Genomic DNA, 21,152 nt, shown 5'->3' with positions numbered 1-21,152 from the left:
TTATTGAGATTAAGACTGGAGTACACGGCCGATGGCCATTACCTCGGCCTCTTTCGTTCCTTCATAGATTTCAAGAATTTTCGCGTCACGGTACCATTTTTGGACATTGTATTCCTCCATATATCCGTACCCGCCATGAATTTCGATCGCTGCATTCGCACAAAAGACTGCCGTCTGACCGCCTAAGTATTTTGCCATTGCTGATAGAGTAAAATCAGGTTTTCCTGTATCAACGAGCCACGCCGCTTTATAAACGATATTTCGAAGTGTCTCTACCTTCACTGCCATTTCCGTTAATTTTGTCATCGTCGCTTGGTAACTACCGATTGGATTACCAAAGGCATATCTCTCTTTCGAATATTTGACAGCTTCATCTAGACATGCCTGAGAAATCCCCAATGCCTGTGCAGCAACCATCATCCGTGTAATATCAAAAAAGTGCATGAGCTGCGGGAATCCTTTTCCATCTGTACCAACCAGATTAGACTGAGGAACGCGGACATTTTCAAAGGAAATTTGTGCCGTATCACTGGAACGTATTCCTAATTTTCCATGAAGCTTACTTCTTGTGATTCCCTCACTATTGGCATCAACGATAATTTGCGAGAAGCGCTTATGTCTTTTTTCATCTGGCTGTGTAATTGCCTGCACCACCATAAAATCACTGACGGTACCATTGGTGATAAAGATTTTGCTGCCGTTAATAATGAAATCATCACCATCACGAACTGCCCTAGTTTGATAACCGGCAGCGTCCGTTCCTGCATTTGGCTCGGTGAAAGCCCCTGATGAAACCCACTCGCCTTTACAAACCTTCGGTAAATATTTTTGCTTTTGCTCCTCGGATCCGTATAGGTAAATCGCTTCACATCCAAAGCTTGCCGTAATAATGTTTGTACCAATTCCCATGTCTACACGTGATAGCTGTTCTGTAATGATGGCCTGACCTAATATCCCCATTCCAGCGCCGCCATACTCTTCAGGTATCCAGGCTCCAACAAGTCCTAGTTCTGCAGCTTTTTTTACAATTTCAGGAGTATATTTCTCTTCTCGATCACATTCCGCTGAATGAGGAGCAATTTCATTTACTGCAAATTTATAGGTCATATCCTTTAACATCGATAATTCTTCTGTTAAGTTATAATCCATAGTCCAATACCTCCACTTACACTTTTTCTAAGATATGAATACACATGGCAGCTTCTTCAACTCCAATACTGCCGCCTCCATTTTCAGCAAGACCAATTTTTGCTCCAATAACCTGTCTGTTTCCTGCTTCTCCTCTTAGCTGGGTAACAACTTCGTATATTTGTGCAAGACCGGAAGCCCCAATTGGATGACCCCTGCTTTCAAGTCCGCCACTTGTATTGATTGGAATTGTTCCGCCTAGCGTTGTAGCACCTGATTCTGCTAGTACTCCGCCTTCACCAGGAGGGCAAAATCCCATCGCTTCACTTTGGTGCAGTTCACCATAAGCCGTAGCGTCATGTAACTCTGCTAAATCAATATCCTGTGGACCAAGCCCTGCTTTTTCATATGCCTCTTTTGCAAGTCTTTCACCGATATCCTCACCATCAAGGTCTCTATCCGTACCTTGACCATGGACGGAGGCAAGAATTTTTACTGGACGTGATTTCTCTATTTTTTTCAAGAACCTCTTAGAACAAACGATAACTGCCGCCGCCCCGTCCCCAACCGGCGCGCACATACTGCGAGTCAAAGGATATGTAACAGGACTGTCATTCATAACCTCCTCTATGCTCATTCTGTTCTGATACTGCGCTTTTGGATTGAGTGAAGAGTGAAAATGGTTTTTCGATGCGATCGCTGCTAGTTGTCTTTGAGTCGTGCCATACTTGCTCATATGCCAACGAGTCATCATCGCATAGACATCCATAAAAACACTTCTTCCAGCACCAGGTGCTGATTCATCAGAAGGAAGTACAACTTCTAGGTTCTTCCCGTATTCCAATAACGTATTGATCTGCTTATCGAAATTTTCTACATCCATACAACTAGAATACGCAGATAAAGATTTAGCTTTGTCGGGGTTAGTAAGCTTTTCAGAACCTACCGCAATTGCGACATCATACATGCCAGCTCGAATGCCGGTATACGCTAGGTGGAGTGCAGTTGACGCTCCCGCACATGCATTTTCGACATTGGTTACAGGTATTCGGTCTATCCCCATTCCCCTGAAAACCACCTGACCTCGGATGGAATGTTGCTTATCAAACATTCCCCAAAAAGTATTCGAGAAAAATCCAGCCTGTAAATCCTCTTTCCTTATCCCTGCGTCTTCCAAAGATTGTTGGATTACCTGCTCGGCCATCGTCCTGACTGTCTCACCAGGGTACTTGCCAAATTTGTTCATCCCAATCCCGATAATATAAACATCCTGCATGTTATTGCTAACCCCCTGTTCACTATTTTGTTTTGTTTACTTCCTATGTACCTAGGTTTCATTGAATAGCAACAGCTACTACTCTAATACTTAGGCTTCGAGCTTAAAAACCGCTTTATAGCAAAAGTCCGTTAAAGACTCAGCAGTTATCTGTGTTTCCCTCGGACTGGCAGGCTGCAGCATTAAGTGATGTCCATAACCTTCAAACATACAAGCAAGTGCTCGAATCGTAATATCGATATTCATGTTGTGGCAGTATCCCTTTTTCATGGAGCCTTTGATATCTCGCTCAATCCTTTTAAATAACCTTTCACTTATTTTCAGCCATTTATCTTTGTAATGCTGGTCCACCATCATCGCTTCTTTTAATGCCAGGAGTACCCCTCTGTTTTGATTGTAAAAGTCTAATATTGTACCGGCTTCATCTTTCATCGTTTCGTAAAGGCTTTCCGACAAAGTTTTAGGCTGTACATCTTGATTAACCTTTTCGAAAAGGTCGTCTACTAATTGGTCTAGGAGGTCATTTTTATTTTTGAAGTAATGGTAGAAGGTTCCATGTCCTACATTAGCTCTTGTCGTTATGTCTTTGACAGTCGCTTTCATGTAACCGATTTCAGAAAACACTTCCATAGCACATATCTTGATTTGATCCTGATTCAAGGTCCTGCGTCGGTCTGGTTTCGTTGTCTTCTGAGATCTAGACATTTTCATATTTTTAACTCCTATTTTTTATAAATTTTACCTTTATCAACATTGTAGTCACATATGACGATGATGTCAATATTTAAAAATATATAATTTTCAAATAAATCTAACTAGTCAAATGTGCGGCGCAAAGTATACTTTGCTACCTTTATACAATTTAAAACAAATAGGGTGTCCCTTTTATCGGAACACCCAAGAAAGACACTCTGCTATTATCTTAAATTCTGCAAATTTCTTTACGTATTGAAGTTCGCCTTTTAAAATCGACTCCCGAAGTTTAAATTTTTGAAGCTTACCTGTTGCAGTGATTGGAAACTCACTGACAAAACACCAAAATCTTGGTCTTTTAAAACCAGCCAGATTCTCTATACAGTACTCGGTCAACTCTTCAGGCGTCGGTTTATCCTCAAGGTTCTTCGGAATAATTACAGCCGCTACTTGCTCTCCCCAGTATTCGTCAGGAAGACCGATTACTGTTGCATCTGATATTTTTGGATGATTTTTTAGCAGGCCTTCAATTTCAGCAGGGTAAATGTTTTCACCACCACGTATAATCATATCCTTCAATCGACCCGTTATTCTTAGGAATCCGCGTTCATCCATGGAACCGAGGTCACCTGAATGAAACCACCCATCAGGCGTGAGAACTTTTGCAGTCTCTTCAGGCATGCCATCATAACCTAACATCGTCTGATAAGAGGAACGGTAGCAAAATTCCCCCTGCTCCCCAATCGGTAATACCTCACCTGTTTCTGGGTCAGCAACCTTAATCTCACAATGAGGCATCGGTTGGCCAAGAGTCTCAGTTTGATCCTCTATAGAATCTTCACGATGGGTTTGTGAAACAACCCCATGCATTTCAGTTTGACCAAAAACAATTGAAACGCCAATCCCTAATTCAGTTCTGACTCGTTGGACCAATGCTGCCTCTACTTTAGAAGCACCGGACATGAAATGCTTCAAAGTTGAAAGATCAAACTCCTTGCGTTCAGGATAGTTTAATACTGCCTCTATCATTGTAGGAACTAGGAGTGAAAATGTCCCGCCTTCCTTTTCAATCAATTCCAGAACTAGCCCTGGTTCAAATGAAGGTACCAAAACCTGAGTACCCCGGAGCATGATCACACCAACTGTGGCTAGTCCACAGCCGCCAATATGGAACATAGGCATAGGATTTACCCACACACCACCAACTTCCAAACCTGCACCTTCCGCATTAAAATAACATGCATTAACAGTCCCCTTATGGTGAAAAAGAACACCTTTTGCGAAACCGGTGGTTCCGGAGGTATACATGATAATACATGGGTCTAATGGATCTACTTTTGGAAAAATAATAGGTTTACCAGTATCCATGTAATCGTTGAGGCTGGAAATTCCTATAACTTCTCGCAGACTTGGAACATTCGAACGGATATGATTAGCGGTGGCAAGCATATCATGCCCCCTATACTCTTCGATTAAGAATAAACCTACTGAACGTGATTTATTAAGAACATATTCTAGTTCATTTGCTTTATATGCTGGATTAACAGTAACCATGGTCATTCCAGCAATGGCACATCCAAATTCAATCAGCACCCATTCTACGACATTTGGTGCCCAAACTGCAATTCGTTCCCCAGGCTTAAACTTATTTAGCAAGGCTGTCGCTAGCCGTTCAGCGTCCCTAAGTAATTGAGCATAGGTCCACCTCCTGCGGAGAGAAGGATCTGGAATCCCTTCCACCAATGCAACCTGATCTGGAATTTCTGCAGCTACCTCTCTTAATGCCTGACCAAGTGTCCAATCTAGTAATGGCCTGGAAGTGTCTGCTGGCCAGTAGGATTCCGTTAAACGAGTCGTACTATAAATATTGTCCTTCTTCAAATGAATCTCCCCTTCATAATAATGTTCAAAGTATAACCTAAAATAATTTGAATACTCAGAATATTAATACCGTATATGAGGATATAAATTTTGTGATGTTAAGTCATTGTCAATCAAGAAAACCAAAACCAGAGGGTGCTCCAAATTTGGAGACACCCACAAGAGACTCACAAATACCGCCTTAACAAATGCAATTTAAGAGACTGTTTTATTTGATTACTCATAAGCTCTAAATTTGTGTTAAATTGGTATTTTGTTGAACTTCACCATTTTTGACCATTTCTTGCAGCTTAAATTTCTGGATTTTCCCTGCCGCAGTTTTTGGAAATTCTTTAACAAAGTACCAATTCCTTGGTCTCTTAAAGCCAGCCATATTGGCCTTACAGTATTCTGTAAGTTCAGATTCTGTCGGCAGATCATCAAAGGAAGTTGGGATGATAAGCGCCGTGACTTGTTCTCCCCAATACTCATCAGGCATACCAACAACTGCAATTTCGGCAACCTGAGGGTGGTCTCGCAACAGTGATTCCACTTCACTTGGATATATATTGACGCCGCCTCGGATAATCATATCCTTTAAACGGCCTTTTATTTTAATAAAACCTCTTTCATCCATGGAGCCAATATCGCCTGAATGCAGCCAGCCATCATCTTTAAGAGTGGCTTCTGTCTGTTCCGGCATATTATAATAGCCAATCATTGTTTGATACCCGCGGCAGCAAATCTCCCCATCCATACCAAGTGGAAGCACTTCGCCGGTTGCAGGATCAGCAATCTTGACTTCAATATGCGGGTATGGCTGCCCAATTGTTTCTGCTTGGTCCTCCGGGGAATCATCAAGGTGCGTTTGCGTCGTTCCACCATGCATCTCGGTTTGACCACAAACAATCGACATCCCACAGCCAAGTTCTTCTTTAACTCGTCGAACTAAATAAGGTTCAACCTTAGAGGCACCGGAAAGTAGAGATTTAAAGGTTGAGAGATTGTATTTTTTCCGATCAGGATGGTTTAAGATGGCTTCGACCATCGTTGGTACCAGGAGTGCAAACGAACCTCTTTCTTTTTCGATCAATTCAAGAAACAGTCCTGGATCGAAGGCATTAACGAGTACATGAGTACCTCGTTGTTGAAGGGTTCCCAGTACCGCAAACCCACAGCCGCCCATATGAACAAGCGGCATAACATTCACCCATACACCGCCAACTTCCATTCCAGCTCGTTCTGCCATAAATTTAGTAGAGTTGGTTATGCCTTTATTGTGAAGGATGGCACCCTTGGATTTACCCGTTGTACCAGAGGTATACATGATGACAAAAGGATCTTCCGGCTTTACTACTGGAAAAATAGCTGATTCACTACCGCTATTCATAAATTCCTCAAAATCTGCAAATCGAATCACTTCACGCAGTAATGGTAAATTTTTTCGGACATTGGTAACGGCCTCGAGCATGTTATAGCCACGGTATTCATCAACAAGGAACATTCCTGCTGCTTCTGATTGACGTAACAAATAATCTAGTTCTTTCTCCCTTAACGCAGGGTTAACAGTCACTAAAGTGACTCCTGCAATCGCACAGCCAAATTCAATCAGTACCCATTCCACTTCATTTGGAGCCCAAACCGCTATACGTTCCCCAGGCTTAAATTTTGTAAGCAATGCAGACGCAACACGTTCAGAATCAGCTAACAGCTGACTGTATGTCCACCTTCTGCGTTTTGCCGGATCCGCAACTCCTTTGACTAATGCAATCCGGTCAGGAACTTCCGCTGTCACCTCCCTTAAAACTTGGGCAACAGTCCAATCGTTTAATGGAAGTGAAGTATCAGCCGGCCAGTAAGACTCCTTTAATACCGTAGAAGTGATATACCTCGTGTTTCGCCAAATTAATCCTCTCCCTTTGCATCCATTTAATAAAGACTCCATTTTCACTGTAGAATCTATAGGTGCACAAAAAACGAATGTATGGTTTTCACCCATTTGGACTTGGTTCATTATGCAGACTACTAAGTATGATTTCAAGGGTACTGCCTATGTGCAGGTATGATAACGGTTTCCTCACCTCCTTTAAAGTTCGCCAGCATAGGGCTATTATCCTTTTAACTTTCCCATAATGACACTGTCATCGTATATGACTACACTGTCATTTATAGGCTAAAAGAATCAAATAAACTTTAAAGTAACAATCACTAGTGATAAAAATTAAAGTTTATTTGTATCTGTAAAGTTTACATTCTATTGTGAACGCTTACATAAAGTACGAAATATTCCATCAAAGGAAAATCAACCATAAAGAATAAGCAACAAAAGGGTGTAACTTCGCTGCTTATTCTGGCTATCCAGTAAATCGAATACATTATTCCTTAAATACAGCTTTATAACATAAATCTGTCAATGATTGAGCAACCTCTTGTATTTCTGCTGGAGTCACTGGCTGTACCATCAAATGATGTCCATATCCTTCAAACATACATGTTAAAGCTCGAATCGTGACGTCAACATTCACATCGTGACAGTATCCTTTTTGGATTGAACCTTTGATATCGCGCTCAATTCGCTTAAATAGGCTTTCACTTATTTTTAGCCATTGTTCCTCAAATTGTCTGTCCACCATCAGCGCTTCTTTTAACGCGAGCAAAATGCTGCTGTTATTGACGTAGTACTCAAGAATTCTTTGTGCTTCATATTTCATTCTCTCGTAAACCGTTAACTGCATATTCTTTGGCTGAACATAATCATCCACTTTCTCCGCCAGTTCATCTACCAACTTACTTAGGAGGTCCTGCTTATTTTTAAAATAATGATAAAAGGTTCCATGCCCCACATCAGCACGTGAAGTAATATCATTCACAGTCGTTTTCATGTAGCCCATTTCAGAAAAAGATTCCAAAGCACCACTTACAATCTGCTCGCGTATAAATGCCTTTCGACGGTCAGTTCTTGAATAATTTTCAGCTTTCATATTATTCTCCTATTTAATCAGATTTCTATATATAAAATTGTAGTCACTTATGACTAATGTGTCAATATATAAAAACTATTCAGAAAATTTATTTTTCACTTGGTACTATATCCATAAGGCAACAAAGGCCGCTTACCTTTATAGTAAACGACCTTACTTTTTTAATTGATCTATATCAACCTTCAACTTTTTGGCTGTAATATTGGCAACCAAGATATTGGTAGTTTTGTCTTCTATACATTTCTTTTGGGGTATCCTGGCCATCTGCAACAAGAATAACTGTCTTATCGTGGAAGGTATCCATAACAAATTTTTGAATTCTGCTGCCGATTCCTTTTCTTTGAAAAGCTTCATCCACACCTAAGTTATCAATTTCAGCTGTATCTTCTGAAATAATAACATCCACTGCCCCCGCTGGAGTTCCTTTATATAACGCAAGCAGCTGCATGAAATTCGGGTCCTCAAAAATCATCTTATTTAATTCTACCTTTTGATTGGCAAAATTACTGCCAAATACAATATCCTGTTGATACTGTAAAGCAAGGAAAGCTTTTAAATTTTGTTCTGTTACAATTTGAACCTCAGCGTGTGGGTGATCCATTACGTATGGAAATTGATTTGGTTCAATAGCATATAATTCTATAAAACCAATATCATAATTTTTCTGATTTAAGTAATTCACCAACTTACTAGGGACCTTTTCATTGACAGGAAATTTAAACTTCACATGCTTTTGACCTTTTTTCCGATGGAAATCTCGTAAAAAACCTTCCGCCTCTTTTAATTCCTCTAATGTAGGAAAGGTTTTAAACTCAATAAAATTACTATCATATCGCGATAACATTTCAGGAAAATGGTAGTGTTTGTATAGACTATTTTCAGCTGCGACATGACTATGAATAAAAATATTATCAAATGTAATTTGCATGTATCCATTCCCCTTTTGCATGGTTTAACAAGTAATTTTTTATAAATCTTTAAGCAATTTCATTAAATCCTCTTTTGTAACAGACATCTTTAAAACACCGCTTTCATTATACTGAATGATAGCTTGAAGAGTAAGAATGGTTGGTGGTGCAAGTTTAATTTTTTTATTTTGAAAAGCAGTTAATGCTTCTTCCGGTTTAAACCAGCTAGCTCCCTCAATTTCGTTTTCAACTGGTTCTGGGCTTTGTCCTGGAAGTTTTGCTTAAAAAAAACAGGTATCAAAACGAATCGCTTTCCTCAGGTGTAATAATTTGTCCGATATAAGTTAAACATCAAGGATTAAAATATACGCTTTCCTGTTCTAACACTCGAACAAAAGGTATTTTACCACTTACAAGATCATTTCGATATTTCATTTCTTTTTCCTTTGGTAATAAACCGAAAACCATCTTTCGTATTAGCCAACAGTATCCCTACTTCTTCAAACAATTCTCTCATCTGCAGCAATATAATGGAAAAGACTAATGGAAAGTGCTGCTTCATCACTATTCCCAAAGTCATTTTGAACACTTTAATTCCGGAAATTTGTGACAGTTTCCTCAATTTTTTTATATTCTTTTTCCGATTGTACTTAATAGGGTTATAGTAATCGTTGGAATAGGCACGGATCCATTTTCCAGAACAGTCCCATCCCGCTTTAGTGAAAATGACTTTCCTTTTTGATCTAATATAGAAATATCGGGGATAGAAAAAAAGCAACCTCCATTCCTAAATCATTTCCGCTCCTGGAATATTGATAAGCACATGTTTTATGCTGCTCCTCCTGTTCCATTAGCTTCATCCATTCCTTCTTTGAAAGCAAAATCCCAATGGTATCACCATACATTCCGTTGCCCCCCTGACATAGAAATTCACGGACCTTAATCACATCACATAACACAAAGTAGGTATGGGCAAAGGACCAATCTTGACTTTTCTAGTTATTAGTTGGGGCATTCACAATTTCCCTGAAGTTTTCTGTACGTGTATATAATCTTGATGTTTTCCATAGATATTTACTTGAAGGGCGCCATGTATGGGATTGAGCATGATTTCTTAATATCGCGAAGTTATAGCAGCTTGAAGAGTAAATTTTAAGTCCCTTTTTTTTGCATCTTTTTAGGAAGTGCAGACATTCGCCAAGATTTTTCTTCCCAAATGGAATTAATTGAAGCAGCTTTTTTGTAGTAAAGATCGTTGCTCCTTGCAGGATGCTAACTTCTCGTTTTTCCCTTCCAGGAAACCTCAGCCTTAACTCCTTTTCATTAATTAAATACATAAAACACGTTCGTTTTCCAACAACATCTGCGTTAAATTGTTTCAACGTTGTGATTGCTTCTGTTAAATACAATGGACCATAATAATCGTCATCGTCCATTTTGGCAATGTAGGTATATTTTGCTTTCTCTACTCCAAAGTTTAAACAATCCCCAAGAGGTGTTTCTTCAGGTAACTGAAAAACAGATACCTTTCCATAAACAGTTGCTTTTTTCTTCCAAGTTTCAAGATCCATAGTATCATTGTTTAAAATAATGATAAGCTCTTTTTCCTTCCACAGTTGTCGTTCATAGTTAGCAAATATGGTATCGAAAGATTCAGGTCGATTTGTTGCCAAGATGATGGATATTGGCTCTTCGGCAATCATCAATTCATCCTCTTTATTCATTTGACTATTCCTCCCAAACCCGCTTTTGCATAATTCACGTTCCGTACTTTGATTAAAATAATCTCTCCTAGTGGAGACTTTCCAAACAATCCTTACCGATAAATATATGTTCTTAACCCATATCACTCTTATGCATTTCCCAAGAGATAACCAATAAAAAGACAAACCTCTAACTTTGGATTGCACTTCTCCATAAAGGAAAAGAAAGCTCATACATCAATTGAAATAAGCTTTTCATTGTAATCAGTTATTTAAATTAAAGTACTTTATTGTTTCAGCTATCCCACCTGAAAGATCCCATTCGGGTGTAGGCTCCCAGGTTAAATCTGTTTTTGCTCTTACATTTGACAAGCAGCTCCTAGAGATATCGCCTGGTCTTTTATCAAGATAATTGATTTTAATGTCCTTATTTCCACCAAAATGTACAGTTAGTTCTTGAATTAAATGATTTAGTGAAGTTTCTTTATTAGAACTGATGTTAATAGTTTTATTATGCGCTCTAGTTAAAGCTAGGATATTAGCTCTCGCAACATCTTTTACATAAATAAAATCTCTAGTTTGTTTACCATCTCCATATACATTAATTGGATTTTTGTTCATTAATTGATTGATAAAGATGGTAATGACTCCAGCTTCTCCATCCTTACTTTGTCTTGGTCCATAAACATTGGCATACCTTAAAATGGTATAATTAATATCATATAATTTGCAGTATCTTCGAATATACTCTTCACAAGTAGCCTTGGATAGACCATAAAAAGAAAGCGGTCTTAGTTTATGATCTTCTTTTATGGGAAAATCTTCTGGCACACCATAAATTGCTGCAGTTGAGGCAAAAATAAATTTTTTAACTCCAAATTTTTTACATGCATTTAATAGATTAATTGTAGCTATAATATTTTGAGAACAATCATATAATGGATTTTCCATTGAATGCTGTACTGAAACTTGAGCCGCCTGATGGATGACGCAATCCGGTTTTTCAGTCCGGAAAACCGTTTCGATTTCTTGATCCCTGATATCCATTTGATAAAATGTCGCTTGAGAATGAAGGTTTTTCCTCATTCCTGAAACCATATTATCGACTACAGCCACGTCATATCCTTCCCCAATTAATCCGTCAACTATATGCGAACCAATAAACCCCAACCCACCTGTTACTAAAACCTTCATAAGACCACCTGCTATTCTATAGATTAGTCCCTTATTACTAAATTTATTGAATTTGGAGCTTAATATTAATTCCGATATCCTGCAACCAATTACATTTTCATAATATTGTCCAGACCAATAATGCTTTTTAGCCATCGATCCTTTACAATTTTATCCGTATATAAACTCTTCATCCCAGAACCTATGTCAACTGCCACTTTGCCGTATTCACCAGCAATATGGGCAGCAATAATGATTGCATTTGTACCTGCAGCAATTAATGCAAGATCAAAATTATATTTTGAAATTTCATCTTTAACCCTTGGAATATCTTCATATTCATAAATACTTATGGTCCCCACAATATTGAACTTTAGTTTGTCTTTTAATCTATTATTAAGTCCTGTTCTTGCCTTATCAGCTATCGAACTAATTAATAAAATATTTTTATTTCGTAGCATTTCTTCAAATTTTTCTTTTTGAGAAAACATAAATACACGCCGAAGATTTGCTTCGAATATATAATGTGGATTAATATCATAAGCTTCAAATACCTTCTCCGTTAATAGTCCAGCGTCCATGGTTTTTACAATTGTGTTGTACCCAATAATATCAGCTTTTCGAACTGCATCTACAACCTCATCTCGCAGCGTTATATTTGGGAACCGGACTCCTCGATGTTTAAGTCCTGCTTTTATCCCCTTGTTAGCTACACGTGCTTCCGGATGGTTCATAAACTCTTCCTCGGAAAAGATGGTATATTGTGCCATGACAAAAGACTCTGTTGCACCAACAGATATTACTGAAAGTGGTTTTTTATTGTTTAAAGCAAACAAAATTTTATCCATAAGCATTTCACTATTTAATAGTTGTGCATCCTTCATTTACTTCTCCCATCCTTTTAAAATTCTTCCAACTACTGTTAACAGATTCCTTTAACAAGGCTAATTGGCGAGTTTTTATAACTTGTACGTCTTTATATACCTTATGAAAGATGCAATTTAAGTTATTGGGCTTATCTATTATTTTTTTAAAATGATAAAATCACCCAACGTAAACCATTAACCTTCTATACGCATATCATAAAGTAGACGGGTGGTTAAGACCAGGATGGTTAACAATCTGAAAATCATTGGTAACTTTACAACTATACCTAATCTAAAGAACAAAACCTTTTCATTCATTATTATCATTCTTTTTAATTTTGGAGGCTGTTATGGGAAAATTATCGATACTTATGCCTTATAGACCTGATAATGGTCCAAGGGATCAGGCGTTTAGCTGGGTAAAAGCATTTTACAAAAAAATGCTTCCTGAACCTGAAATTTGTATCAGCGACTGCACCACCCCTCTTTTTTCCAGAGCACAAGCAGTAAATAATGCTGCAAAGCAAGCAACAGGGGATATTTTTATTATTGCTGACGCAGATATTATTTTAAATCCTGACATCATTAATAAGTCCGTTCAGCTCCTCAATGAGCATGCCTGGATCATACCTTATTCTCGTGTGAAACATATTTCAAAAAAAAGTACAAATGAGCTCTTAAATACTGGTCCTTCCTGGCCTCCACGAATTGATTTTGAAGTATCTAAAACGGCAGATGCAGGAGCACGTAATTTTGTGGGTGGGTTAAATATAATTCCGCGCAAAAACTTTGAAGCAGTCGGTGGATTTGATGAAAGATTCCTAGGGTACGGAGCTGAAGATGATGCCTTTGGCCACTCAGTCAACACCCTTTGCGGTCCTTATTTAAGGCTGGATACAGATATCTTCCATTTATGGCACCCAAGAGTCAGAACGAAAAGCAATCCCCATTACCAGGCGAATTGCGCTCTGCTAAAACGTTATGTTGATGCGGGAAAAAGCAAGAAAAGGATGCTTAGTATTGTTAATGAAAGAGTAAAAGACTAGAGGAAAAATGAATGAATTGTCAATATTAAGGTGGACGATTATGACTCATACCCAAATAAGATTATTAATGATGTTGGAATGTCTGAATATCGGCGGGACAGAAACCCACACCCTGTCTTTAACAAAGCAGTTACTCCATTGCGGGATTGATGTGACCATATATAGTTTTACGGGCGGCAACATGCATGAAGATTTTACTTTATTAGGCTGTCCTGTGTATATTGGCTCCAAAAATGCACCCAATAGATTAGAGGAAGTTCGCAAACTCATTTTGAACCATCACATTAACATCATTCATACCCATGATAAATCTGCCGAGTTGGCTGACCATGCCGCCAGAGAGCTTAACCTTCCTTTAGTTTATACCGTTCATGGAACCTATTATGATATTTTCCCTAAATTAAACCATGAGCATAAAGCTTTTGTTAGTGTAAGTGCTCCTATCAAGAAGTGGTTGGATGCTAAAGGCATTCCCTCTACTTTGATTCATAACGGAATTGATATGATGAAATATCATTCTACTCATGATCGGCAAAGCCTTAAACATCAATTGGGAATTCCTGTTGATACCCCGCTTATTGTTTATGCTGCGCGACTTGGCAACCGGCAAAAATTCAAATTATGCGATGCATTTATCAAGACATGCTCAGCAGTACGGGAAAAACTCCTCTCCAACATGCATGTGGCGATAGTTGGCAGCAGTCCCAATAACAAACGAAGACTCAAGTTAATTATGGAAAGCGCAAACAAAGTCAATAACCAAAACGGGGAAACCTTTATTCATGTGCTGGGTGAAAGAAAAGAGATGGAAAGAATATACCGTGGTGCAGATTGTGTAGTCGGCACCGGCAGAATTGCATTGGAGGCTATGGCTTGTGAAACAAAAGTCATCGCAGTCGGGTCGGCAGGATATGTTGGCTTCATCACCCCCAACAACTTTCATGAAGCCTGTATGCTGCATTTTGGAGATCATGCTGGGAAAGCAGCTTTTTCTGAAGAAGTGTTTTGTAATGACCTTGCAGAAATTTTCCTGTCCGAGTCATCATCAGATAGTTCGAACATAAAGAAAAACCGCGAACTTGTAGAAAAGAGGTTTGGTATTGAACGAGTAACCAATGATTTGATTCAGGTTTACAAACGAAATATGAACCTAGACACACGGAGCAAACATCCTAATGAAAACGGATAGCCATTTGGCTATCCGCTTTTGTTGTTTAAACTGCATGATTTTCGTCAGGGATTTAGTAAGCTATAAATTGTTTCCATTAATCCTTCCTCCAGCGTGTAAGAAGGTTTCCATCCTAGTACCTTTCTTGCTTTACTGTTTGAAAGTAAAAAATGTGGTAAATCTTCTACCTTGGCTGATTCATATTTTGGGACAAGATTACTTTTTAAAATACCATTACAAATATGAAATAACTGGTTAATGGATGTGGAAAGTTCTGTACCAATATTTATTATTTCATTATCGCCTTTTGTTATTGCCGCTATATTTGCTTTAGCCACATCCTTCACGTAAATGAAATCCATTGTCTGTTCACCAGTGCCATAAATAGTGATAGGTTTGTTCTCCATTATATTGTTTAAGAATACGGTAACATCTCCTTCTTCAGCAAAAACAGCCTGTCTTGGGCCATAAACCTTTGCATAACGCAAAATAGTATATCGGATCTTTTTATACTGTTGAAAGAGGCTTATATAACATTCGCATGTGAATTTAGATACACCATTATAAGAAATGGGGGAACTAGATAAGGATTCATGAAGTGGCAATGGATGATTCCCTCCATAAACTTCTGCCGAAGAAGCAAAAATTATTTTCTTCACGCTATATTTGTCACAATAAGATAACAATCGTATTGTCCCGGTAATGTGGTCCATTACCTCTTTAAAAGGATTGCCAGGCGAAACCTCTTTTGCAGCCAAATGAATCAGGCCATCAGGCCGAAAATTACAAAAAAGCTGCTCCACTTCTTTATTGTTGACATCTAAATGAAGAAAAGAGGCTTTCGGATTTATATTTTCTTTTCGACCTGTACTTAAGTTATCAATGACGAATACATCATGTCCGCTGTCGACTAGTAAATCAACAGTATGGGAACCAATAAAACCAGCTCCACCTGTTACCAAAACCTTCAACTAGATACAACTCCTTTTTGGACCTTTGGAGTATAGTATTCTAGCATGGCATAAACGAAACGACAGATGTCCCTATTTTCACATGTGAACGTTACTCTTTTTTGCAAAAAAATAATGGTGGGAGGAAGATCCCAGTGATTCTATTATGATTTTTAATCAATTTTTTCGATTTGATCTATTAGAAAAGATAAATCATCTACATGGTTTAAAATCCATTCCCTCCCTGGATCCCTCTTTGAACCTTCTTTTTTTAGCCACCACCCCAGTAAATAGAATTTGTACATGATCCTGCTACAAATGTAACTATTATAAAAGCTTCTCCAATCGATTTTATTTTCGGTTTTTAAATTCCAGCCATTCAAATATGATTGCAGAGCCAATGTTGAAAGGCTCTCTGAAGGAACATGAATATCCTTTTCGCCAATGTATTCCATCAGCATGCACATTGGGGCTATTTTTATATTTTCATAATCCAAAACCACTGTTTGATTATTCGGCTCTCTGATTAACAGATTAAATTTAGATACATCCCCTGGATGAATGGTGAGAGGCATATGGTAAATGGTATCTATAATACGGTCAATTAACCCATTTTCGCAATTCATTAGAAATACTGCCAATTTTTCTCCGCCTATGCTGTTAACCGATTTGACTTTTCTTTTTGCTAGTCCGGATAATTCCAAGAAGATATTAAAATTTTCTTTCCTTACAAATAAATCATTTACCAGATCTTCTACCTTATCCTTACCATAATGAGTATTTCCAGTTAAAAGGGCACCTGTGTTGCCGTGTTGATATTTAATAATGGGATCCTCATAGCTTGCTGCAAAAACTCCTAAATCCCTGAAAACGTTTGAGATAACATTTTTGTTCAAAAAATCAGGATTTCCCCCATTTATCCATTCAAAAATCATGATATATCTTGCTGGGTTAAATTGATATGAAAATAGTTTAGTTATTTGGTCTCTTACTGGTTGAGACAGTGCATCATAAAATAATATTTCTTTTATAAATGAAGGTGTGGTTCCATATTTAACGAAAAAATCCTTTGTATCTTTTCCTGAGTTTATCCTCAATCTGATTTTCTCAATTTTTTTAGAGTAACTGTTTTTAAGAATTAATTCCCGGTCTACAATTTCTGCATGTTTTAATCCTAAAAGCTTAGTCATCTCAGAGGAAGTAATGTCTTCTATAGGATGCGATTTCATTTTATCAGCTCCCATTTCATTATTCATTTAGAAGGTCTTTAATCATCGCTACAAACTGACGTCCACGCTGGACAGTGGAGTGCTGTTCACGCACGAATTGATACCCTTCTTGAGCGATCGCTTCCCTTTCTTTGTCATGACGCAAGTAATACTCTGCCTTTTCTTGAAAATCCTTTTCCGTTATAGCAACAAAATGTTTACCTGGAATCAATCCTAAATCAATGATTTCTGGAGAGACAGGCGCTAACAATAAGGTCTTGCATGCGAGAACTTCAAAATATTTCATAACAGTGTACTTATATTTTGAATTGCATGTAAAAAAGATTTTGGCCCGATTTATTTCTTTTGCATATTTTTCACCAGCAAATGTAGTGTATTTTTCATGGTCTTCGATATTGCGGTAACCAGGATGTTCATGGTAAACAAAACCGGGTTTATTCTGCATGGACTCAAGAATTTTATATCTCAATGGATAAATCCTTGAATGTACAGCACCCATTAAAAGAAAATCAATCTCTTTCTTCAGCCCATAATCTTTGAAGATATTAGTATTGGCATGGTGCGGCAACCATCTCATTTTACTCACAAACTCTGGGTACCATTCATCAAATTTGTCTCGATAATAAGTAAAGATCGCTCTTGCATTTAAAGATTTCAGTTCTTCTCTTCGTTGCGCTTTATGATAATGGATATCGTGCATATTTATAGCGAATGGGATGTCTAATGATTCGAGTCCAGAAACTTTCGGGGTATTGGTTTCACCAAATTCATTGATAAAAATAAAATCGGGGCGTGATGGAAGAGTATTAATAATATCCTTTATATGACCTGGTTCATGCCAAACAGTTAAATCTGATAACTTCGCCGCTTCATTTAATAGATGATAAAACTCTGGAGATACATATTTGCTGAAATCACCAGTAATAACAAGAAGTTTTATCTTTTTCAACAAGCCCTCACTCCCTTATGGGTCGAGTAATTCTCGACTGGAATAATCGGTTAGACTTCATAACATTGACCAGATAAATCAGTTTTTCTCTCATCAATTAGACGCTGCATCTTCTTGCGATCTCCGTTGGCCCATTTGTATCTTTTAAATAGACTATGGATAGGATTATAATCCTTTAACCCACCTTGTCCACTGCGCCGCGGGTGCCATAAATGGAATATTTCTTTATCTAATCTTTTATATTCACCACACAACGTATTCATTGAATAGGCGAATGCATCATCCTCCCCACCCCAGCCACAAAACCTGCCATCAAATCCACCTACCCTCTCAAAATACCTTCTTGGGACTATGTTCATTCCTCCATGATATCCACCTTTTATACTCGTTTCCAGCTTACTGTTAAGTGGAAACTCCGGTTCTGAGCTATACAGTTCTAAAGAACTTTTTTCAGAAATCATATGAATAGTATCATAAGGAATAATCCAAGGAACTTGATCTAGCAGTTCAATTGATTCTTTAACGAGCTTTGGATCATAGAAGATATCTGAATCCACAATGACAAAAACATCTCTTGTTGCTTTTGATGCCGCATCGTTTATAGCTTGCGATCTGGAAAAAATCCTATATTTGCAACTGCCTATACATAATTCTGCATCCGGCATTAATGCTTGGTAATACTTCTTTACCCATTCAAATGCTTTATCCCGCGGTCCGTTATCTTGTCTGTAAGGAATGAGAATTGAAACATCCTTCAATTTTAATTGCCTCCTAAAATTAAAGTCGATAACGATCTTTATAAAATGTAAATTGTAATAATTAAATTATGCAGCCGAGGTGTTATTGCCTTAGGCAAAATGGATTTTAATTTTCATGTCTATCTCACTTTAATTCTAACAACAGATTTCCCACTTTTTATTGACCATGTTTAAAGAATATTTTGTTCACATCTATAAGATAACCAACATATTTTATTAGAAATGCACACTTTATTTTACAGGGAAAGGGGAGAACTTATGGATACAAAACAATTAAGCAGTGCTCAATTAATGGACCGAATTTTAGAGTCTTTAAATAAAAAACAACCGTGTTCCATCATATCAGTAGGACAAACGGAAGCCGTTGTGATAGGACAAGACATGTTTAAACGTGATCCTGTTTTAAAGAACTTTCAATCTCACCTTCGCAGGGAAGCAAAAATTGCTAATAAAGGAATTAAGAACGGATTTTACCATAGGGGGATTCGATTCCCTAACCCTCAGGCACAGAAAGATGCACTAGAAGCAGTTAAAGGGGCAGATATAATTGGATATAATACGTTAGAAACAAATGCAAAAACCATAACAGAACGAGTATTCTCACTCTATAATATTCAGCCAAATGAAATCTTTGAGGCCAATATCCGAAGGGTGTTTATGAAATCACAAGAAGAAAAATTTAAACAAATTTTAAAAGACAGAAAAGTGTTATTGATTGGATCACTAGCTCCACAAGCCAAGAGTGCACTTGAAGCAAAATACTCAAAAGATTTAGGCTGCACCATTGTGGGGACTATTCCAATTTACGAATATGAAGATATTCCGAATGTAAAAGAAAAACTAAACGATTTCACCTATGACATATGTTTTCTTTCAGCAGGGGTTAATGCCGTTATTCTTGCCTCGCATATTGCCCAAAATTATGGAAAAGTAGCTTTTGACATTGGTTCAGGTATGGAGACGTTTTCTACTGATGAAGTGGTAAGCGATTCTTTTATTAATGATATTATTGGCCTTGATAACTTAATGAAAATGTAAATTTGCTCTTAACACTCATCATGGTTAGCTTCTTCAATGTAACAGAATTGAAGATCTATTCGCAATCCATTCTCTAGTGGAGATTCTTCAGGAGAAATTCTATATCCAAGAATAAACGGTTTTGTAGCATGCTTCTCAATTACTTTTATAACTTCTTGAACTACCGCGGGAGGAAAACGCAATCGGTTTTCAATGTTCCCTCCCCATTTGTCTGTACGCTGATTGAAGAATGAAGAAAAGAAATTTTATATTAAGAATCCATGCGCACCATGGATTTCCACACCATCAAATCTTGAGTACCACCCCTTTATTATAAAAATAGTATAATCCGTTAATATATTTATTCCACTTCTTACAAGATAACTCCTTTATTAAGCTTTTATTCTGTTCTTTTCCAATATTCAGATATAAACTCTTTTACAATTTCATTTAAACTAGCTCTTTTTTGCTTTTTTAACCATTCAACCTGATCGATAGGCAGATTTAATTTTAGGCTAATGTTCTCATTCGGCATTTCTACTTTTCTAATCTCTTCTAACGTAATTCCCTCTTCTACATTCGGAAACCATGAACTATTTTCATCCACTCTATCAAAATCTTTATATTCATCAATATCACCTAAATCACAAAATAAGTTAAGCTGTGGTAATCCACCAGGAAGTGTTTTTAGGTGCATAATCGAATTTATGCTTCTACCGTCCTCAAGCTCAATCTCAATGATTAGTGTATGCTCTTGTTTATATTTTCTTTCCGTAACTTCGCTGACAATTAAATCTAATTCAAGCGTATACCCCGATTGGGACTCAAAGATATAGATTACGCTATTAAAGATATGTATATTTTCACCATCAATTTTTACTGACTTCACTGCAGCCATTAAACCATTCCCCCATACCAATGTTCCACACAATACTAATAATATTGATTATAACCTATTAAAATACGAACAGACTTATTATATATTTTAGTATTTTTCTTAAAATAACAAACCCTAAATAAATAATTATTATATCATTCATAAGACTGGTTTGAAGCCATTGTATATATGCAAAAAAAAGTGACTTAAAAGTCAGAAAAAAAAGCCACAGCAATGCCTGTGACTTTTATTTTTTACATTTTATTCTTCCTGCATTTGTCGGTAAAGCTTTAACTGTCTCTCAACCGTATGCTGCCAGGTTGTTTCTTACCCGTAAAACACACCCATTCGCTGTAGTTTTAAAGAATTTTATAGTAAGTAGATAAGTAGAGGATGTGTTTAATCAAGTCCTCTCGGATATATGATTACATCCACATCTTTTTGAAGCAGATTGGATGTTTTGTGTACAACTAACTCAACAGAAGTGGATTTTCTACCAGGAATCGGATAAACGCCTGGAGTAATGATAGCGACTTTGAGCCTTGACACCTCATTTCAACCCCTTTCGAA

21 protein-coding genes and 1 pseudogene are annotated in these 21,152 nt (G+C 37.6%); 3 read left to right on the top strand and 19 right to left on the bottom strand.

Annotated elements, in window-relative coordinates:
* Window positions 1–9: 9 nt before the first annotated feature.
* The 12 genes from QFZ28_RS13540 to QFZ28_RS13485 form a co-directional block, all read right to left on the bottom strand.
* Window positions 10–1,149, bottom strand: coding sequence for an acyl-CoA dehydrogenase family protein (locus QFZ28_RS13540; protein WP_307195109.1), 1,140 nt, complete (start codon window positions 1,147–1,149; stop codon window positions 10–12).
* 16 nt (window positions 1,150–1,165) lie between these two features.
* A complete protein-coding gene (locus QFZ28_RS13535) occupies window positions 1,166–2,404 on the bottom strand; it encodes a thiolase family protein (protein ID WP_307195108.1) in 1,239 nt (412 codons plus the stop codon).
* A gap of 90 nt (window positions 2,405–2,494) precedes the next feature.
* A complete protein-coding gene (locus QFZ28_RS13530) occupies window positions 2,495–3,115 on the bottom strand; it encodes a TetR/AcrR family transcriptional regulator (RefSeq protein ID WP_307195107.1) in 621 nt (206 codons plus the stop codon).
* A gap of 174 nt (window positions 3,116–3,289) precedes the next feature.
* Complete coding sequence (locus tag QFZ28_RS13525; RefSeq protein ID WP_307195106.1) at window positions 3,290–4,978, bottom strand: AMP-binding protein; 1,689 nt, start codon at window positions 4,976–4,978, stop codon at window positions 3,290–3,292.
* Window positions 4,979–5,207: 229 nt separating this feature from the next.
* Window positions 5,208–6,971 (bottom strand): class I adenylate-forming enzyme family protein, encoded by a 1,764-nt coding sequence (locus QFZ28_RS13520; protein WP_307195105.1) that lies wholly within the window; start codon window positions 6,969–6,971, stop codon window positions 5,208–5,210.
* A 361-nt stretch (window positions 6,972–7,332) separates the two neighbouring features.
* Window positions 7,333–7,938 carry a TetR/AcrR family transcriptional regulator gene (locus QFZ28_RS13515; protein WP_307195104.1) on the bottom strand — a complete coding sequence of 202 codons (606 nt, stop codon included), beginning with the start codon at window positions 7,936–7,938 and terminating at the stop codon, window positions 7,333–7,335.
* 175 nt (window positions 7,939–8,113) lie between these two features.
* Window positions 8,114–8,866, bottom strand: a complete 753-nt coding sequence (locus QFZ28_RS13510; protein WP_307195103.1) for a GNAT family N-acetyltransferase — start codon at window positions 8,864–8,866, stop codon at window positions 8,114–8,116.
* 398 nt (window positions 8,867–9,264) lie between these two features.
* Entirely contained in the window at window positions 9,265–9,426 is a 162-nt protein-coding gene (locus QFZ28_RS13505; protein WP_307195102.1) for a hypothetical protein, read from the bottom strand.
* A gap of 163 nt (window positions 9,427–9,589) precedes the next feature.
* Entirely contained in the window at window positions 9,590–9,751 is a 162-nt protein-coding gene (locus QFZ28_RS13500) for a hypothetical protein (protein WP_307195101.1), read from the bottom strand.
* A gap of 90 nt (window positions 9,752–9,841) precedes the next feature.
* Window positions 9,842–10,570: a glycosyltransferase gene (locus QFZ28_RS13495; protein ID WP_307195100.1), complete on the bottom strand. Its 729-nt coding sequence runs from the start codon at window positions 10,568–10,570 to the stop codon at window positions 9,842–9,844.
* A gap of 243 nt (window positions 10,571–10,813) precedes the next feature.
* Window positions 10,814–11,878, bottom strand: a complete 1,065-nt coding sequence (locus tag QFZ28_RS13490) for an NAD-dependent epimerase/dehydratase family protein (protein ID WP_307195099.1) — start codon at window positions 11,876–11,878, stop codon at window positions 10,814–10,816.
* Window positions 11,833–12,606, bottom strand: coding sequence for a GT-D fold domain-containing glycosyltransferase (locus tag QFZ28_RS13485; RefSeq protein WP_307195098.1), 774 nt, complete (start codon window positions 12,604–12,606; stop codon window positions 11,833–11,835). The genes QFZ28_RS13490 and QFZ28_RS13485 overlap by 46 nt, the downstream gene beginning before the upstream one ends.
* A gap of 332 nt (window positions 12,607–12,938) precedes the next feature.
* Here QFZ28_RS13485 and QFZ28_RS13480 point away from each other — a divergent pair, with 332 nt between their 5' ends.
* Window positions 12,939–13,634, top strand: a complete 696-nt coding sequence (locus QFZ28_RS13480) for a galactosyltransferase-related protein (RefSeq protein WP_307195097.1) — start codon at window positions 12,939–12,941, stop codon at window positions 13,632–13,634.
* A 40-nt stretch (window positions 13,635–13,674) separates the two neighbouring features.
* Entirely contained in the window at window positions 13,675–14,823 is a 1,149-nt protein-coding gene (locus QFZ28_RS13475) for a glycosyltransferase (protein WP_307195096.1), read from the top strand.
* A gap of 44 nt (window positions 14,824–14,867) precedes the next feature.
* On the opposite strand, the gene QFZ28_RS13470 is transcribed toward QFZ28_RS13475, so the two are convergent.
* From QFZ28_RS13470 to QFZ28_RS13455, 4 genes are all read right to left on the bottom strand, one after another.
* A complete protein-coding gene (locus QFZ28_RS13470; protein WP_307195095.1) occupies window positions 14,868–15,773 on the bottom strand; it encodes an NAD-dependent epimerase/dehydratase family protein in 906 nt (301 codons plus the stop codon).
* 152 nt (window positions 15,774–15,925) lie between these two features.
* A complete protein-coding gene (locus tag QFZ28_RS13465; RefSeq protein ID WP_307195094.1) occupies window positions 15,926–17,008 on the bottom strand; it encodes a hypothetical protein in 1,083 nt (360 codons plus the stop codon).
* Window positions 17,001–17,930 (bottom strand): glycosyltransferase family protein, encoded by a 930-nt coding sequence (locus tag QFZ28_RS13460; RefSeq protein ID WP_307195093.1) that lies wholly within the window; start codon window positions 17,928–17,930, stop codon window positions 17,001–17,003. The genes QFZ28_RS13465 and QFZ28_RS13460 overlap by 8 nt, the downstream gene beginning before the upstream one ends.
* Before the next feature lie 50 nt (window positions 17,931–17,980).
* On the bottom strand, window positions 17,981–18,688 hold the full coding sequence (locus tag QFZ28_RS13455) for a galactosyltransferase-related protein (protein WP_307195092.1): 708 nt from the start codon (window positions 18,686–18,688) through the stop codon (window positions 17,981–17,983).
* Between the two features lie 258 nt (window positions 18,689–18,946).
* Between QFZ28_RS13455 and QFZ28_RS13450 the strand changes: the two genes are divergently transcribed.
* Window positions 18,947–19,726: a GT-D fold domain-containing glycosyltransferase gene (locus QFZ28_RS13450; protein ID WP_307195091.1), complete on the top strand. Its 780-nt coding sequence runs from the start codon at window positions 18,947–18,949 to the stop codon at window positions 19,724–19,726.
* Between the two features lie 56 nt (window positions 19,727–19,782).
* On the opposite strand, the pseudogene QFZ28_RS13445 reads toward QFZ28_RS13450, so the two are convergent.
* The 3 genes and pseudogenes from QFZ28_RS13445 to QFZ28_RS13435 form a co-directional block, all read right to left on the bottom strand.
* Window positions 19,783–20,016 (bottom strand): annotated as a pseudogene (locus QFZ28_RS13445) (oxidoreductase); the annotation flags it as partial.
* An 89-nt stretch (window positions 20,017–20,105) separates the two neighbouring features.
* On the bottom strand, window positions 20,106–20,603 hold the full coding sequence (locus QFZ28_RS13440) for a hypothetical protein (protein WP_307195090.1): 498 nt from the start codon (window positions 20,601–20,603) through the stop codon (window positions 20,106–20,108).
* 378 nt (window positions 20,604–20,981) lie between these two features.
* Window positions 20,982–21,131: a hypothetical protein gene (locus QFZ28_RS13435; protein ID WP_307195089.1), complete on the bottom strand. Its 150-nt coding sequence runs from the start codon at window positions 21,129–21,131 to the stop codon at window positions 20,982–20,984.
* Window positions 21,132–21,152 lie beyond the last annotated feature (21 nt).

It is taken from the genome of Neobacillus niacini (assembly GCF_030817695.1).
GTDB lineage: Bacteria > Bacillota > Bacilli > Bacillales > Cytobacillaceae > Neobacillus > Neobacillus niacini_F.
The sequence above is the reverse complement of the archived record's forward strand: the minus strand, read 5'-3'. Positions and strand labels throughout refer to the sequence as shown.